Source organism: Terriglobia bacterium, assembly GCA_020072785.1.
Classification (GTDB): Bacteria; Acidobacteriota; Terriglobia; order Acidiferrales; family UBA7541; genus Acidiferrum.
In genome coordinates this window covers 326,100-342,873 of sequence record JAIQGG010000001.1, presented here as the reverse complement: position 1 = coordinate 342,873, position 16,774 = coordinate 326,100, and the positions used below count along the sequence as shown (strand labels likewise).

General features: G+C 63.6%; 15 protein-coding genes and 1 tRNA gene. 3 read left to right on the top strand and 13 right to left on the bottom strand.

Annotated features, from left to right (window positions below; translation table 11 throughout):
- Positions 1-6: 6 nt before the first annotated feature.
- Positions 7-666, bottom strand: coding sequence for a cytochrome c family protein (locus tag LAN61_01485; protein MBZ5539168.1), 660 nt, complete (start codon positions 664-666; stop codon positions 7-9).
- Positions 667-983: 317 nt separating this feature from the next.
- Here LAN61_01485 and LAN61_01480 point away from each other — a divergent pair.
- Positions 984-1,059, top strand: a tRNA-Asn gene (locus LAN61_01480).
- Positions 1,060-1,243: 184 nt separating this feature from the next.
- Positions 1,244-2,863 carry a hypothetical protein gene (locus tag LAN61_01475; protein ID MBZ5539167.1) on the top strand — a complete coding sequence of 540 codons (1,620 nt, stop codon included), beginning with the start codon at positions 1,244-1,246 and terminating at the stop codon, positions 2,861-2,863.
- Positions 2,864-3,078: 215 nt separating this feature from the next.
- Here LAN61_01475 and LAN61_01470 read toward each other — a convergent pair whose 3' ends face one another.
- The 11 genes from LAN61_01470 to infC form a co-directional block, all read right to left on the bottom strand.
- Positions 3,079-3,360 carry a hypothetical protein gene (locus LAN61_01470; GenBank protein ID MBZ5539166.1) on the bottom strand — a complete coding sequence of 94 codons (282 nt, stop codon included), beginning with the start codon at positions 3,358-3,360 and terminating at the stop codon, positions 3,079-3,081.
- Positions 3,361-3,488: 128 nt separating this feature from the next.
- Positions 3,489-3,860, bottom strand: coding sequence for a sulfurtransferase (locus tag LAN61_01465; protein ID MBZ5539165.1), 372 nt, complete (start codon positions 3,858-3,860; stop codon positions 3,489-3,491).
- 119 nt (positions 3,861-3,979) lie between these two features.
- Positions 3,980-4,486, bottom strand: coding sequence for a cytochrome c (locus LAN61_01460; GenBank protein MBZ5539164.1), 507 nt, complete (start codon positions 4,484-4,486; stop codon positions 3,980-3,982).
- A 136-nt stretch (positions 4,487-4,622) separates the two neighbouring features.
- The gene (polA, locus tag LAN61_01455; protein MBZ5539163.1) at positions 4,623-7,238 is read right to left on the bottom strand and encodes a DNA polymerase I; all 2,616 of its coding nucleotides are present in this window, start codon (positions 7,236-7,238) and stop codon (positions 4,623-4,625) included.
- A gap of 101 nt (positions 7,239-7,339) precedes the next feature.
- Positions 7,340-8,359 carry a hypothetical protein gene (locus LAN61_01450; protein ID MBZ5539162.1) on the bottom strand — a complete coding sequence of 340 codons (1,020 nt, stop codon included), beginning with the start codon at positions 8,357-8,359 and terminating at the stop codon, positions 7,340-7,342.
- Between the two features lie 137 nt (positions 8,360-8,496).
- On the bottom strand, positions 8,497-9,705 hold the full coding sequence (locus LAN61_01445) for a glycine C-acetyltransferase (protein MBZ5539161.1): 1,209 nt from the start codon (positions 9,703-9,705) through the stop codon (positions 8,497-8,499).
- A 50-nt stretch (positions 9,706-9,755) separates the two neighbouring features.
- A complete protein-coding gene (gene pheT, locus LAN61_01440; GenBank protein ID MBZ5539160.1) occupies positions 9,756-11,840 on the bottom strand; it encodes a phenylalanine--tRNA ligase subunit beta in 2,085 nt (694 codons plus the stop codon).
- A gap of 106 nt (positions 11,841-11,946) precedes the next feature.
- The gene (gene pheS, locus LAN61_01435; GenBank protein ID MBZ5539159.1) at positions 11,947-13,080 is read right to left on the bottom strand and encodes a phenylalanine--tRNA ligase subunit alpha; all 1,134 of its coding nucleotides are present in this window, start codon (positions 13,078-13,080) and stop codon (positions 11,947-11,949) included.
- A 90-nt stretch (positions 13,081-13,170) separates the two neighbouring features.
- Entirely contained in the window at positions 13,171-13,554 is a 384-nt protein-coding gene (gene rplT / locus LAN61_01430; GenBank protein MBZ5539158.1) for a 50S ribosomal protein L20, read from the bottom strand.
- A 321-nt stretch (positions 13,555-13,875) separates the two neighbouring features.
- Positions 13,876-14,094: a 50S ribosomal protein L35 gene (gene rpmI, locus LAN61_01425; GenBank protein ID MBZ5539157.1), complete on the bottom strand. Its 219-nt coding sequence runs from the start codon at positions 14,092-14,094 to the stop codon at positions 13,876-13,878.
- A gap of 20 nt (positions 14,095-14,114) precedes the next feature.
- A complete protein-coding gene (gene infC, locus LAN61_01420) occupies positions 14,115-14,654 on the bottom strand; it encodes a translation initiation factor IF-3 (GenBank protein MBZ5539156.1) in 540 nt (179 codons plus the stop codon).
- 285 nt (positions 14,655-14,939) lie between these two features.
- Between infC and LAN61_01415 the strand changes: the two genes are divergently transcribed.
- A complete protein-coding gene (locus LAN61_01415; GenBank protein ID MBZ5539155.1) occupies positions 14,940-16,412 on the top strand; it encodes a hypothetical protein in 1,473 nt (490 codons plus the stop codon).
- Positions 16,413-16,436: 24 nt separating this feature from the next.
- On the opposite strand, the gene LAN61_01410 is transcribed toward LAN61_01415, so the two are convergent.
- Positions 16,437-16,709 carry a DUF4242 domain-containing protein gene (locus LAN61_01410; GenBank protein ID MBZ5539154.1) on the bottom strand — a complete coding sequence of 91 codons (273 nt, stop codon included), beginning with the start codon at positions 16,707-16,709 and terminating at the stop codon, positions 16,437-16,439.
- Positions 16,710-16,774 lie beyond the last annotated feature (65 nt).

The following is a 16,774-nucleotide window of genomic DNA, read 5'->3' as shown; positions in this document are numbered from 1 at the left end:
TTTTTCTCAGCGATGACAGGTCGAGCAGCTAATCAGCTCGGCCGTCGTGCGCAGTTTGTATTCCGCCGCCAGCTGCTTGCCGAGTTCGGCCTGATTCGCAGGCGCTTTCCAATCCATGTTGAAGATTTCGCTCTTGGGCCGCAGGTTCAGCTCGGGATTGCGGTGGCAATCGAGGCACCAGCTCATCAGCAGCGGCGAAGCCTGCCACATCAGAGGCATCTGGTTGACCGGGCCGTGGCAGGAAGCGCAGCCGACGCCCTTGCGGATATGAATGCTGTGATTGAAATAGACAAAGTCGGGCAGGCGGTGCACCTTGACCCAGGCAATGGACTGGTCCGTGCGGAAGCTCTCGCGCACCGGCTCGAGATAGCCGGAGTTGCTGAAGAGCACCGAATGGCAGTTCATGCACGTCTTGGTCGGGGGCAGGCCGGCTACCGCGGAAGATTCCACCGAGGTGTGGCAGTAGCGGCAGTCAATGCCATCGTCGCCGACGTGGTGCTTGTGGCTGAACTGCACGGGCTGCTCGCGCGCCACGTTCTGGTTGGTCTTATAGGGAGAGCGCGCGATCGCGCCGATGACCACCAGGGCCAGGCCGCCCGCAGACAATGCGAAGACCAGAGTGGCGCGGGCGATAAAGTTCGAGCTGCGATGAAAAATCTGTGCCATGTTTGCGTTGCGCTTGCGCGGGGAGCACACCAACAGCGGGCGTGATACGTAACTCCACCCCATGCGACCGGGAAGCGCAAAAACCCGGCGACCACAGACCGGATAGTTTCCGATAAAACTTTCCAGATTGCAACCCCGGAGGCAAAGTATCTGTTTCGTTCCCGGAAAAGCGCGGAAAAACAGCGCGCGGAATGCGCCAGACAACGGCGCGGGCGCAATGATGCGCGCAGCAAACGCTCGTTTGAAGGGGGCAAGTCGTGATATATTAGGGGGATTCTTCGCGATGCAGTTTTCGAAGAAGTTTCTTCAGTGGCTGCTGGGGCGTGGTCCAACCGGTAGGACACCTCACTGTTAATGAGGATGGTGAAGGTTCGAATCCTTCCGCCCCAGCCAATTTCCCGCCCACAGGGCCTGCGACCAGTGGCCCGCTTCTTCCCTTCTCTTGGAGAGTGCCTTTTAGATTAGCCTCTTGCCGTTGGCAGGCCGGCGGCGAGCCAGCCTTTTCGCCCTCCGAAACTTCATTGCCGTCCTCCAAGATTCATTCTGAAGCCGAATCTGTCCGGGAGCGTATCCAGTCATGAAAAAGTTGGCGGGATCTCGTAGCGGCGTCCGCCGTGCCGCCCTCATTGACACCCCCCATCTCGCTTGCTATCTTCGTGCGCATCTTGGCTCCCACGCGTGTTTCCGCACGGAGAAGCTCTCGATGAAACCCATGCGATTGCAGTTCGTCTCGCTGTGCGCTCTTGCTCTTCTGTCACTTTCGGCCTGTTCCAAAAAAGAGGCGCCGTCCGCCCCAGCCGGGGGGAGTTCTTCTTCCGCCGCGGCTACAAAACCTTTCCGGGATCTTCGCGATCTTCCGGGAACGGTTTTCGACGTTTCCTACACGCCGGAGACGGTCCGCATCGACGAGTCTTCCTGGAAGGGCAGCCTGAAGAGTATCAGTTCCGATGGCACAGTCTTTGTTTTTGATAATCCCGAAGCCAAGATCGCCTCGCTATCGCCCGGCCAGGTACTTTTTCTGGAAAATCTTTCAGTGCGCAAGGTCTTGGCCACGACCACGTACGAAAATCATTTCGTAGTCAACACGGAGCGCGCCGGCCTTACCGATCTCATCCAGAAGGGCACGATTCAGTGGAGCGTTCCCATAAAGTTCAGTTCGCTCTATGCGTCCAGCTCGGCGCCTGCTGCCGGTTCTCCAGGGCGTCTCTCTGCCATGTCCACACGACTCAGCGCGGAAGGCGTGGTCTACGCCAGCGGCACGGCCATTCATTTTTCCGGCAAGGTGGATGACTGGAAGTACACCATCCAGGCAACACCTTCCCCCAACCGCCTGGATATGGGCTTTTCTGTGGCCAAGGAGATTGACAGTCTCGGCGTCAGTTTCTCCGCCAAAGGCTTCCTCAAGGATTTCATCAGCTCCGCCAGCATGCAGATTCAGGATGGCTCAACGGACAATTTCAACTACACCGACTCCGGCATGAACGGCGAGCTGAATATTGATTACGCGGCGGTGCGCGGCGAGGGCAGCACGGCGGGAATGGACAAGCCGAATATCAAGCTGCCCACCATTGCCAAGATTCCATTTCCCGTCGCCGGTATTCCATTTGTCCTCAGCATCAATGCCAACCTCATTCTGAAGCCCGGATTCGGCGGCAAAAAGGAAACCATGAAGGGTTCCTTCAAAGTTTCTTATAACGGCGACGAGGGCGTGCAGGTCAAGAGCGGGGCAGCTTCTGCCAGTGGCACAATCTCCGGCGACGGAAGCATTGGTGACTCTCTGAGTGTTTCCATCGCTCCCCACGCCATCTTATTGGGAATGGCCGCGCCCAAAATCACACTCAGCCTTGGCACGGAATCCACTGTGGACCTGCTCACCAGCGCTCTTCCTTCCTCGCTGGCGGATACCATCTCTGGCTTTCTTTCGAACACAGCTGCCGGCAAATGGGCCAAGAAGAAGATGGAGACCACGTTTAAGACAGAAGCGTCCGCCAGTGTTCAGAACGTCGCCATCCTGACGATTACCGCCGCGGGCGCTGCTTCGATGATTCCCTGCAAGCTCTCCCGCATGACGCTCGAATACAAAGCCAATATAGACGCCTACATCCTGGGCCGCAAATCTGCAGATAAAGAAGTTATGCTGTTCAAGAAAGATTTCGCCATTCGGGATCCCGACATCAACGCGTGCGGAGACAAGTAGTCACCTGCTTGCAGAGGAGCAAGTGCCTCTCGAAACGTCGTCTGCTCCCGGGAAACACGGGAGAGGGAAACGCTGAAAATAGCCAGTTGGTATTTCCCGGGTTTTACAAAACGTGCGGCGTCGGGAATCCGGCTGATCCGCTTGGCCGTCACCCGCAAGTCCGGCCGGTGGGGCGCCTGGCGGGAAAAAACAAAGGCGCTTCCAGCTATGTTGGCTCACATCTTCGCGTAGAGCAGCTTGGCCGCCCCCCGGGCCGCGCCGAGCTCGCCGGGCGCGCCGTCCACTTTGATGACGACGACTTTTTTGCCCTTCACGAATTTGATCAGCCACTCGCTGATCGTGGTCGTCTCCGAGAAGGAGAGGGGTCCTACGGTCGGCTCGTCCTGAAAGGTATGCTTCGGACTCATCCTCTGAGCTGGCGAACGAAGCATGGCCAACTGCTTTTTGGGATCAGAGATGATCGCCTGGTCGATGCGGACCGACAGCGTTCGTCTCACGGGCGCGAACCAGAGACACGAATCTGGCTTCGCGTCCTGCACCTGACCGGGTGTGCCGAGTATCTGCTGGACTTCGGCAGCGCTCAACAGATCGCACGCGGTCGCTGGCGGCGCGGCTGCCCTCTCGATCAGCCTTTTGCCGTGGGCAGACCGGCGGCGATCCAGCCTTTCCACCCGCCGTCCATGGATTCGATGTTGTGGTAACCCATTTTCTGGAGATTGTCGGCGACCAGGGCGGAGCGGAAACCGCCGCCGCAATAGAGGATTAGCTTGGCGCTGGTGTCGGGGATCTTCAGCTCGATGTCGCGCTCGATGACTCCCCGGCCCAGGTACACGGCGCCGGGGAGATACCCCTGGGTCCATTCGCTCTCCTCGCGGACATCCACGAGGTGGAACTTTTCGCCAGCGTCCATGCGGCGCTTGACGTCGGCGACGTTGGTTTCCTTGATGCGCGTCTTGGCATCATTGACGAGCTTCAGAAATTGCGGCGCATGGGCCATGGGAACCTCCGTAATGATGGAATAATCAGAGGAAAGCCTAGCACAAACGCGGCGGTTGCGGCAGCACTCGGAAATAGCCGGGACAGGATGGCAAGTATCAGACCGTCTTCAGCCTCAAGCTAGCGCAGGGCGGCGGGCGGCTTGGCGGCTTCCGCAGACGGCTGGGGTGTTTCCTCCTTCGGTTTGGCGGCTTCCGCTCCGCCCTTCTTGGCGAGCGAGCGAACGAAGTTGACCATCTGCCAGCGCACCTCTTCCTTGACGCGATCGCCCTCGGGCACCATTTTGCCCTTGCCCTTGGTGATGATGTAGAAGAGATCGCCGTCGGAATACTTCTCGAGGGTGGCGGGATTGCGCCAGTCGTGCATGTCCAGCTTCATCTCCCCAGCAAGGTCGCCTTTGCCGCTGCCGTCCTTGCCATGACACATCTCGCAGTCGTAACCGAAAACGCGGCGCGCCTCTTCCAGGCCGGCGGGAGTCGGCTTCACAGGATTGGTCTTGCTGGCATACTCCGGAGGAATCTTCGAATCCGCTGCGGGTGCCTCCTGCGGTTTTTCCTGTGGAATGCGCGAGCCCGCAAACCCCGCCAGTGCCAGGGCCGCGAAAACGGTGAAGATGTGACGCATCATTGCCTCCCCGGGCAGGTGACCCGGACGCGAGGTCACGCCCCCTGCTGGGCATTCTACGTCCGGGAAGCGCCGCCGGGGAAGAAAAGAAAGAAATTCCGGAAAGGGCCGCGGCGGCGGCCGGGCCGCTGCGCCGCGGCTATTGCATATCGCGCCAGTTGGGACCGGACTTCACGTCCACGAGCAGCGGCACTTTCAGGGCGTAAACGTTCTGCATCTCCGCGCGGACGAGGGCGCGCAGGCGGTCGAGCTCGCCGTGCGGCGCTTCAAAGAGCAGTTCATCGTGCACCTGGAGGATCATGCGCGCCTCCAGCTTTTCCGCGGCGAGGCGCCGGTGGATGGCGATCATGGCCAGCTTGATGAGGTCGGCGGCGGTGCCCTGCAGCGGAGAGTTGAGCGCGGTGCGCTCGGCGAAGTTGCGCAATTGCATCTGCGGCGAGGCGATCTCCGGGATGGGGCGGATGCGCCCGAACAGCGTCCTCACCAGGGTGGTCTTGCGGGTCTCCTCGAGGATGCGGTCGAGGTACTGCTTCACGCCGCGATAGCGCTGGAAATAGGCGTGGATGAACTGCGCGGCCTCCTTCTGCTCGATGCCCAGCTGTTGCGCCAGGCCGAAGGCCGAAAGACCGTAGATGATGCCGAAGTTGATGGCCTTGGCGGCGCGGCGGTGCTCGGCGGTCTGCGCCAGCGGGCCCACGCCGAAGACCTCCTGCGCGGTACGCGAATGGATGTCCTCGCCGTTGCGGAAGGCCTCGATCAGCACGGGGTCGTCCGAGAAATGGGCCATGATGCGCAGCTCGATCTGCGAATAGTCGGCGGAGAGCAGCAGTTTCCCTTTTTCCGCGGCAAAGGCCGCGCGGATCTGCCGGCCGAGCTCGCTGCGCACGGGAATATTCTGCAAGTTGGGGTCGGAGGAGCTGAGGCGGCCGGTGGCCGTGCCGGTCTGGCTGAAGCTGGTGTGCAGGCGGCCGGTTTCGGGGTGAATGAGCTTGGGCAGCGCGTCCACGTAGGTGGATTTGAGCTTGCTGATTTCGCGGTACTCGATGATCTTGCCGGGCAACTCGTGCTGCGCGCGCAGCTCTTCGAGGATGTCCGCGGCGGTGGAGCGGGCTTTGGCCTTGCCGCGGCGCGCGGGCGGCTGCAGCTTGAGCTTGTCGAAAAGAATTTCCGCGAGCTGCGCGGGGGAGTTGACGTTGAACTCCGCGCCGGCCAGCGCCCAGATCTCTTTCTCCAGGCGGCGTACTTCCTTCTCCATGGCCTGGGACATGGCGTCGAGCGCCGCGGGATCGACGCGCACGCCGGCGCGCTCCATGGCCGCGAGAACCGGCGCGAGAGGCAGATCGATGGTTTCGTAGACCGCGGCGAGCTGCTGCTCTTCGACCTGCGCGCGCAACACCGGAGCCAGGCGGTGCAGGAGCTCGGCGCGCTCGCCGGGCGCGTTGGTGAGCATGGCGTTGAGGTGGCGGAGGACGACGTCGGCGAAGTTGTGATTGGCGGTGGTGGGGCGCAGCAGATAGGAATAGAGCTGCGTGGCGTGGCGGATGCCGGCCACCGGGCCGGCCAGCAGCTGGAAGAGCTTAGGATCGTGGACGATCTTCGGACGCTGCGCATCGGCGAGAAACGGAGCGAGCGCCGCCAGGGCTTCCCCTTTTTCGTCGAGCCAGACGGCGCGGCCTTCGCCCACGCCGGGTGAGACTTCGATGGAGACGATGCGCGTGCCGAAGCCTTCGCTTTCGCGACCGCCCGTTTCGAGATTCAGCCAGACGGCGAGAGGCCTGGCGGCGGAAAGTTGCGCGAGATAGGCGCGGAAGCCGGCGGCGGAGGCAAGTTGTGCGTAGTCCGCCGGCGCTTCTCCGGCGGCGGGCGCAGCGGTAGCGGCGGCGCCAAGCTCCTTGAGGAGCGAGGTGAAGCCCAGCTCGCGGTAGAGCTCGCGCAGCGCGGCGAGGTCCGGCTCGCGCCGCTCGAGAAGGTGCAGATCGAGCTCCAGCGGCACGTCGGTAGAGATGGTGGCCAGCTGCTTCGAGAGCAGGACCTGTTCGCGCTGCTGCTGCAGGGCTTCACGGTAGCGCTTGTTGGAAACTTCGCCGGCGTGTTCCAGGGCACTCTCCACGCTGCCGTATTTGCGGATCAGCTCCGTGGCGCCCTTTTCGCCGATGCCCTTGGCTCCGGGAATGTTGTCGATGGTGTCGCCCATCAGCGCCATTACCTCGATGACCTTCTCCGGCGGGACGCCGAGGATCTCCTCGACCCCGGCTTGGTCCACGACGACGTCGCCCTTGGCGCCGCCCGGGCCGGTGCGCAGGACACGGATGCTGTTGCCGACGAGCTGCAGCATGTCCTTGTCGTTGGTAATCAGCAGGACCTCGAGGTGTTTCTTCGCGGCTTGCCGGGCCAGCACGCCGATCACGTCGTCGGCCTCGTAACCGTCGAATTCCAGGATGGGCAGGCGCAGGGCTTCGCACAGGCGGCGCACGTAGGGGAGCTGCACGGCGAGATCGTCGGGCATGGGCGGGCGCTTGGCTTTGTATTTTTCGAACAGCTTGTCGCGAAAGGTCGGAGCCTTGGTGTCGAAGACGATGCCGATGTAGTCCGGCTGATAGTCCTTGAGCAAGCGGCGCACGATGTTGCCGAAAAGAAAGGGCACTTTGGTGGGCATGCCGGAAGCGGTGCGCAGGCGGTCCATGGGGGCGAAGAAGGCGCGGTAGATGTGCGCCATGGCGTCCACGAGGAAGAGTTTTTTGGGCGTAGCGGGCATGCGGGCGAGTATAGCAAAGGGCGGTCGAGCATTTTGCTAAGCAAAAGAAAAGAGGGGGCGTTGGAGCGCGCCCCCTGCACAACGAATGGTTGGTGGTTGAGCTACTGCTTCGGTGGAGCGCTGGCCTGGGCTTGTGAAACAAGCAACAGGCGCGTGCCGGTGTCGAGGTGCACGTTCTTGCCGGCCGACGTAATGACCGAGCCTTGCGTGCTGTTCGACGCCGCCGTGTTCAGGTTCAGCCCGTTCAAGCCGAAAACGCCCTTGCTGTTCGATGCGAGATGGCCTGCTGCGTTCAGTCCTCCGACGGCTCCGTGGGACGCACCGGCAACGTTCGCGGTGGAATTCACCGTCGAGTTGAGCGTTGCGTCGGTCGCACCAGCCACCTGCCCCGCCGTGCTGGCTGCGGTGTTCACTGCGGTGTTGACCGTGCCACCCGCGCCTCCGAGCAAGCCTCCGCGGCCGCCGCTATAACTACCGGCGCTGGCGCCACCCTCCGCCGCGAAGCCAGCCTCATCCGCTGTGGAAGCGGCCATCTGCTGTGGCGCGGCGATCGCCTGAATCAACACGTTCAGTGCGACTTCCTCGCCGTTCTTCAGCACGGCCTTGTCGAATTGAATCGCCAGCGCGGACTCGGAATCGCCCTTTGCCCGGGAGGAGGCCTGCGTGACGTGGCCGACCAGCTTCGTGCCCTTCGGCAGAACCACTTTCCCGTCGGACTTCACGGCTTCGGTGGTCCGGGCTGCGACGGTATTGCCGGCCTTGGCCTTCTTCGAATCCACAGAGCTGACGAGCGTGGCGTTCATCGTTGTACCGCTGGCGAGTGAGGCGCTTTGCCTGCCGGCATGCGCCGAGGCGGAGGAAGCCGCTGAGGCGCTGCCGGAAGCCTGCACATCTTTCTTGCCCTCCTGGACCGACGCTTGACCACTGGCTTGCGCACCGGCCTGCGCACCGGCGGACTGAGCGTTGGCGCTCACGGCAAAAAAAATCCCGAGCAGAAATGCAAGACCTGCATGTTTCATGGCTGGTGAACCTCCTCGAATATCCATCAGTCCGATGACGTGAACTCGGCCTTTTGGAGAATATGTGTTGCCGGGAGCGAAGGTTCGCATGAAGCGTTCCATTCTACAACTTACTTGTTTTCAACCACTTAATAATTTTTTGAGGCCGCAATGAGGCGCACCAGCGGCTAAAAATAACCTGCCACCAAGCAGGAATTACAGGGAATTATGGATTCCCTATTCCTGAAACCAAGGGTCCTCTAAATGATGCCGAGGGGCTTGGCGACTTCGGCGAGGATGTCGGCGGCGCGGAGAAGATGTTCGCGTTTGTGCGCGGCACTGACGATCGCGCGCAGGCGGGCCTTGCCTTCGGCGACCGTGGGAAAGCCCACGGCCGGAGCGAAGACGCCGGCTTCGAAGAGCTGGCGGGAAAATTCGAAGGCCTTGGCGGCGTCGCCGACATGGATGGGGATGATGGGTGTCTCGCTGGCCGCGAATTTAAAGCCGCGGCGCTTCAGCTCGCGCTTGAAGAATTTCGTGTTGGCCCACAGCTTCTTCACCAGCCTCTCGCCTTCGGGCGAATCGAGCAGGGTGAAGGCGGCCTGGCACGCGGCGGCGGTGGCCGGCGGATGCGAAGTGGAGAAGAGAAAGGGGCGCGCGCGGAGATAGAGGAAGTCGATGAGGTCGCGCGAGCCGCAGACGTAGCCGCCCATGGCGCCGACGGCCTTGCTGAGCGTGCCCACCTGGATGTGCACGCGGCCGTGGCAATTGAAATGGTCGATGCTGCCGCGGCCGCCGCGGCCGAGCACGCCGGAGGCGTGCGCGTCGTCTACCATCATGATGCAGTTGTACTTTTCGGCGAGGTCGCAGAGCTGCGGCAGCGGCGCGATGTCGCCGTCCATGGAGAAGACGCCGTCGGTAATGATGAGCTTGTGGCCGGGCCAGGCGGCGGTTTCCTGGAGGATGCGCTCGCAGTCCTTGACGTCCTTGTGCTGGAAGACCTTGATGGTGGCTTTCGAGAGGCGGGCGCCGTCGATGATCGAAGCATGGTTCAGCTCGTCGGAGACGATCAGATCTTCCTTGCCGAGGACGGCGGAGACGGTGCCGGCGTTGGCGGTGAAGCCGGACTGGAAGACGACGCAGGCTTCGACATTCTTGAAGCGCGCGATCTGCTCTTCGAGGTCCATGTGCAGCTTCATGGTGCCGGCGATGGTGCGCACGGCGCCGGCGCCCGCGCCGTATTTGCGGACGGCTTCGAGCGCGGCCTTGCGCAGGGCCTTGTGCGTGGTCAGGCCGAGATAGTTGTTCGAGGCCAGGTTGATCACTTCCCTGCCGTCGAAGGTGCACAGGGTCTTCTGCTCGCCTTCGAGGACGCGCAGCTTCGGCGCGACGCCCCGGGCGCGCAGCTCATTCAACTGGTCGGTGATGTACTGCAGGGGATTTTGCTTCTGTGTTCCGGTGTCCGGCATGGTGTTCCTCGCTTCCACTGTGCTGGGGCCGCAGTCCGCGGCGCAGGGGTTCAGCCGGCGCGGAGCTGCGCCCCGAGCTGTTTCTCCAGCGTGGCGACGATCTTTCCGGAGAAATCGGTGATCTGCGCTTCGGTGAGCGTGCTCGTAGGGCTCTGGAAGAGCACGCGCACGAGCAGCGAATATTTTCCGGCGGGCACGTTCTTGCCGCGGAAGAGGTCCGCCGCTTCGATCGAGCTGGCTTCCGCGATGCCCAGCGACTGGATGACGCGGGCCACGGCGGCAAAGGATGTGCCGTCGGCGAGGAGGAGCGAGAAATCGCGCTCGACAGCGGGAAAGCGCGGCAGGGGCACAAAGCGCCGGGCGTCGCCAGCCGCGCGCATCGCTACATAGAGCGGATCGAGGAGCAGCTCGGCGAGGAAGACGTCCTGGCGCAGCTTCAGGCGTTCGGCCACGCGGCGCGCCAGCTGGCCGGCGACGCCCAGCTCCTGGGCCCCGAGAAACACGCGGCCACAGCGCGCCGGATGCAACCATGCGCCACCCTCAGGTTGCCAGCGGAATCCGCCGGCGAAGGCCCCGGCGGCATCCAGGTCGCCCTTCAAATCCGCGAAGGAAAAGGCCCGCGCCGCGTCGTAGATGCCTTTTTCGCGGGCTTCGCCGGTCGCGCCGAGGGCTAGGACGCGGGTCTCGACCGACTGCTGTCCTTGCAAGCGATAGTGGCGGCCGATTTCGAACAGGCGCGCGCTGCGCTGGCCGTGGTTGAGATTCCACTCCAACGCCGCGGCCATGGTCACCGCCGCGGTGGAGCGCAACACGCCCGCCTCTTCGGAGAGCGGATTGGCAAGCCGCGCGGGTGTAGCCTCGGCGGGACGGAAGAGCTCGTTGCGCTCTTCGGCGACGTGCGGAATGGTCACGATCTCGCGGTAGCCGAGGCCCATCAGGCGCTCGCGCAGGCGCTCTTCGGCAGCGGCGTGCGGCAGGCGCGCCGCGGCCTTGCGGGCCACGGGAAAGCGCGGAGGAAACTTGTCCAGGCCGTAGATGCGCGCGACTTCCTCGATCAGGTCGATCTCGCGCTCCACTTCGGCGCGCCAGGAGGGCTGCGCGCACTCCCACGCGGCGAGCAAGGAGCCCGCGGCTCCGCGCTGGGCATCCACGCGCACGGGCGCGAAACCCAGCGCGGCGAGGATCGCCTCGATCTCCTTGTCCGGAACGTCGACGCCCATGATGCGCAGGAATTCGCTGCGGTGCAGGGCGATCTTCTTCGGCGCGCGCTTGCCGGGATAGGCGTCCACCACGCCGGCGAGCAGTTCGCCGCCGGCCAGCTGCAGGATCAGCTCGGCGCAGCGGCGCGAAGCCAGCTCGGCCAGTTCGGGATCGGCGCCGCGGCCGAAGCGCGTCGAGGCCTCGGTGTACAGGCGGAGAAAGCGCGTGGCGCGGCGGATGGCGACGGGCTCGAACCAGGCGCATTCGAGGAGGACGTTTTTCGTGGAGAAGGAGATTTCCGTCTCGGTACCGCCCATGATCCCGCCGATGCCCACGGCGCGCGTGCCGTCGCCGTCGCAGACCATGCAGATGCCGGGAGTCAATTGGCGCTCGAGGCCGTCGAGCGTCTTCATCTTTTCGCCGGGTTTGGCCTGGCGCACGACGATGCGGTGATCGCGGACGAGGTCGTAGTCGAAGGCGTGCAGCGCGTGGCCCAGCTCGAGCATGACGTAGTTGGTGGCGTCCACGACGTTGTTGATGGAGGCCACGCCCGCGGCTTCCAGGCGCTCGCGCAGCCAGGCCGGCGAGGGCTGGATCTTCACGCCGCGAATGACGCGCGCGGTGAAGCGGCCGCAGAGCTCCGGCGACTGAATCTCGACGCGCACCGCGCCGACGGCTTTCGCTGCGCTTTCCGCGGGCTTGGGGGCGACCGGCTTCAGCGGCAGCCTGTAGATGGCGCTGAGTTCGCGGGCCAGACCGTAGTGCCCGAGGCAATCAGGGCGGTTGGTGGTGAGCTCGGCTTCGATGACCGCGCCCTGCGCGCCCTGCTCGATGCCGCCGATGTTCGTGCCGGAAAGCGCCAGGCGCGAGGCGGCGTCCTCGGCCGGCGCCGTCAGGTCCACGAACTCCTTCAGCCAGTTGTATACGACCTTCATTCTCGAAATCCTTGCTGCCTCTTACGCCCTGCCCGCGGATAAACCCTCGAAGATAGCGGGCCTCCCGGCTCCGTCGGGATAAATTCCGGCCGGCGCTACATGCGCTTCACGGAAACTGGCGCAGGAAGCGCACATCGTTCTGGAAAAACACCTGAATGTCGTCGATGCCGTACTTCAGCATGGCCAGGCGGTCAATGCCGATGCCGAAGGCGAAGCCGCTGACTTTGGCCGCGTCGTAGTTGACGAAGCCATAGACCGCGGGGTCCACCATGCCCGCGCCGAAAAGCTCGATCCAGCCCGCGCCCTTGCACTTCGAGCAGGCGCCGCCGCCCGCGGCCGTGCCGCGCCCGGCGCAGAAAATACACGAGGCGTCGAATTCGACCGACGGTTCGGTGAACGGAAAATAGCTGGGGCGGAAGCGGGTCTTCACGCCGGGTCCGAAAAATTCGTGCACGAAATATTCGATCGTGCCGGTGAAATCGCAGAAGGTGATGTCCGTATCCACGGCCAGGCCTTCGACCTGGTGGAACATGAAGGAGTGCGTGGCGTCGGGATTGTCGCGGCGATAGACCTTGCCGGGGACGATCACGCGCACGGGCGGAGTCTGCTTCTCCATGGTGCGGATCTGCACGGGGGAAGTGTGCGTGCGCAGGAGGAGCTGCCCGGGAGCGCCTTTCGGCAGCTCCAGGTAGAAGGTATCCATATCGTCGCGCACGGGATGGAACTCGGGGATGTTGAGCGCTTCGAAATTGTAGTAGGGCGATTCAATCTCCGGCCCCTCGGCGACGGAGAAGCCGATCTGCAGGAAGATGCGCTCGATCTCCTCGAAGACCTGGCGGATGATGTGGCGCGAGCCGACGGGACGGACCACGCCGGGGAGCGAGAGGTCCACGCGCTCGCGGGCCAGGGTGGTTTCGTCGGCGGCGCCTTCCAGCGCCACGCGGCGGGCCTCGATCTGCGCCTCGACGTGCGCGCGCAGCTCGTTGAGCGCGGCGCCGACGGCGCGCTTCAGCTCCGGCGAGGCGGGCTTCAGCCAGTTGTCGGTGATCTGCGTGAGGACGCCGGATTTGCGCCCGAGCCAGGCGTCGCGGAAAAGTTTCCAGGAGACCTCGTCGTGCGCGGCGGCGGCCTCGGCGTCGAAGCGCGCGCGCACCTCGGCGAAGAGCGCCACCACGGGTTGCGGCTGCGCGGCGTCCAGTGCGGCCAGGGTCTTCGCGGTCTTGCTTTCGACAGAGCTCATCGAAGTCCAATCGTCTGCAGGGGCGCGGACGATCGTGCCCCTGCGGTCGAGCGTGCCGGCTGCAAGCCGGCGATACGGCGAAACCCCGAACTACGCTTTCTTCGCGTTCTTCTTGACCGGGGGCGCGGCGGCCTTGGCCTTGGCCGCGAGCTGCGCGAACGCCGCAGCGTCGAGCACCGCGAGATCGGCCAGGACCTTGCGGTCGAGATCGACGGCCGCCACCTTCAAGCCGTGAATCAGCTGCCCGTAGGTCAGGCCGTTCAGGCGTGCGGCGGCTCCGATGCGCTGGATCCACAGGCGGCGGTACTGGCGCTTCTTGGCGCGGCGGTCGCGGAAAGCATAACGATCCGCGCGGTTGGCCGCTTCCTGCGCCGACTGGTAGAGCTTGCTCTTGGTGAGGAAGAAGCCTTTTGTGCGCTTGAGGTACTTCTTGCGGCGCGCACGGCGCTTGGTGCCGCGTTTTACGCGAGCCATTGGGTTTTCTCCTTAAGTGGGGAGACAAACAGGGCGCGAAGGCGCAAAAAAAGGCGCATCGCAACGGGTTTGTCTCCGATGTGTACGGCAAAGCCCGCAACGTGGCGGGCCGTTTCGGCCGGCAGGCACCCGTGAAGCGCTGCCTGGCACGATAATCGCTCAGCGATTATGCAGAACAAAATCGCTCTGCAATTACACAGAACGAAGCCGCTCGGCGATTGAGCTGAGCGACAGCGCCGGGCTTTCACCCTGCGCTACAACTTCTTACAGCGTGTCATTCCGAACGCCCGCTATGCCGGGACGTTTTGAATGACAAAAAATCTAGGCGTACGGAAGCAGCAGCTTCACGTTTCTAGCGTCGGCCGGGCTCACCTGGGCCAGCTTCTTCAGCTTGCGCATGCGGCCCGGGGCCTTGGTGCCCAGCAGGTGGCGCTTGCCCGAATGCATGCGCAGAATCTTGCCCGTTGCGGTGACCTTGAAGCGCTTGGCCGCGCCGCGGTGCGTCTTGAGTTTCAGCTTCTTGGCCTTCTTCTTCGCCATGCCCCTGAATCCTTTCGCTCTCAGCTCTCTGCGGCCGCGGCTTTGGTGGCGCCCTTTTTCGGCGCCAGCAACGCCACCAGGACGTTGCCTTCCATGCGCGGCGGCGTTTCGATCAGTGCGTGCTCGCCGATTTCGCCGAGCAGCCGCTGCATCTTCGCGCGGCCTACTTCCTGGTGCGCCATTTCGCGCCCGCGATGGAAGATCATCGCGCGCACTTTGTGGCCTTCCCCGAGGAACCGGATGATCTGGTTCTTGCGAACCTGATAGTCATGTTCCGCGGTAGCCGGCCGAAACTTCACTTCCTTCAGCTGGGAGCCGCGGCTGCTTTTCCGCTGCTCGTGCGCCTTCTTGCTCAGCTGGTAGAGGTACTTGCCGTAATCGGTGATCTTGCATACCGGCGGATCGGCGGACGGTGAAATTTCCACCAGGTCGAGCCCCCGTTCGCGCGCCATGCGCACGGCTTCAAACGGCTGCATCACGCCGAGCTGCGCGCCCTCTTCATCAATCACCCGAACCTCTCGCGCCCGAATCCGCTCGTTTACGCGGACCCGATCGGCCATCCGAAAACCACGTTCAGCGATAAATCCCCCTTATCAATGATAGGCGCATGACCCGCCTCGACTTGCCTGGGCTGGCCCCGATTGCACCGCATTCCCGCCCGCACAGACGGCACCAGCGTCCAGGGGCAGAGTGGAAAGTATAGCATGCGCAGACGGTTTGCCGGCAAGCGCCTGCCCGGGCAGGGTCCCGGAGCTTCCGGAGGACCCGCTGCGGGCATGCCTGAAACGATACACGGGCGGGGAGCGGCACGCCACCCGCCGGCGGCGGCATGATTAAATCACCGCATGCAGCGTACGGACACCCATCCAGCCAACCGCATCGCCCTCCTGTTCTTTCTGACGCTGCATTTCCTGTTTCTGCTGACCTCGACCGGCCGCGTGCGCACCATGGATGAAGTGTCGGTGAACTTTCAGGTGCAAAGTCTCGCCCAGCACGCCAGTACGGCGGTCCCGCAGGCGGTTTCCGCGGGCCTTTTCTTCGGCAAGCTGGATCGCAGCGGACAGCCGCAGACGCCCTACGGCCCGGGCCAAGCCGCCGCCATCGTTCCGTGGTACGCGCTGGGATCGGCGCTGCTCAGCGTCCTTCCCGGGGTTCCGCCGTGGTCCAGAGAATTCGTCATGACGGCCGTGCTCACGGCCAGCAACGCGGCCTTTTCGGCGCTCGCCGCGGCCCTGCTCTTCCTGATTTTCTGCCGCTTGGGGATTGCGCTGCGCACCGCGCTGGCCGCCGCCACGCTGTTTGCGCTGGCCACGCCGGTGTTCTCCTATTCCGCCTGGTTCTACTCGGAACCGCTGGCCGCGGCGTTGCTCCTGGCGGCCGCCTTGTTCCTGTTTGCCAGCGGGGAATCCGCGGGCATCTCCGCGAAGAACGCGGCGCTGGCCGGGCTGTTTCTAGGGATCAGCCTGTGGGTGCGGCCCGTACATGTGTTCGCGGCGGCGATTTTTCTGCTGGCCGTCCTCGTGCGCGAAAAAAAGAACGGCCTGCGGCCCGCCTTCGTCCTGGCCACCGTCATCGGCCTGTTTGGCGTCGCCTGCCTGGTGCGCAACCACATGCTCTTCGGCCATTGGCAGGATTTCGGCTATCCCGCGGTGGCCGAAAATGGCAAGGTCCTCAATACATTCGATACGCCTATTCTAAAGGGGCTGTACATCTTTCTCTTCTCGCCCGGAAAATCCATGCTGCTGTTCGCGCCGCCGCTGCTGCTCGCCATTCCGGGCATTTTCCGTCTGGCCAAGCGCGACCGCGGCCTGGCCACCATCGCCACCCTCCTCCCCCTGGCGTACCTCTTCTTCTACGCGCACTTTTCGCACGTGGAGGGAAGCTACAGCTACGGCCCGCGCTATCAGGTTCCGGGAATTGTGCTGCTCTGCCTGGGGCTCGGTCCGGCGCTGGCCGATTTCGCGCCGCGGCTCCGCAAGCTGGCGATCGTCCTGTTCCTCGCCGGGTTTCTGATCCAGGTCATTGGGATTTCCACCAGCTTTCTGGAGGACCAGGCCACCGGCCGGTATTTCGACGAGCACTGGACCTACCGCCCCGGCTATTCGCCGATTCCCAGCATGAGCCGCCGGCTGCTGTTCTACATTCGCTCTCCCAAGCCGGCACCCATGGGCCTGGGCTTCGACCGCTGGTTTGTGTTTCTGGCCAAGACCGGAGTCGCACGCAGCACGCTCGCCGCGGGAGTGTCCTTCGAGTTCGCGGGTCTGTTGTTCTGCGCCTGGCTTCTGCGGAGAGCGCTCTTGCAGCTTCCCGCGCCGTAGACAAGCCGGCGCTATTGGTGCCGGCTAGCCCTCCGAGGTCGTGGGGTCGATCATGCGGCGGATGACGGAGATGCGGTTGGCCGGGAAGCCGCCTTGCTGGGCGTGGTCGCGGATGGCCTGCTCGTTCGGCGCGATGTACACGCAATAAACCTTGTCGTCGGTGACGTAGCTCTCGACCCACTGCACGCCCGGCAAAGTGCGGATCACGCTGCAGGACTTCTGGGCGACGCCATGCAGCTCCGCCGCGCTGAGTTTTCCCGCGCCGGGGATTTCCCGCTCAATCAGAAATTTCGGCATGTGCGGCCTCCTAAATGGCGTGCAGTCCCAAATCTGTCATCCTTCTGCGAACCTCGCCGGTTCGC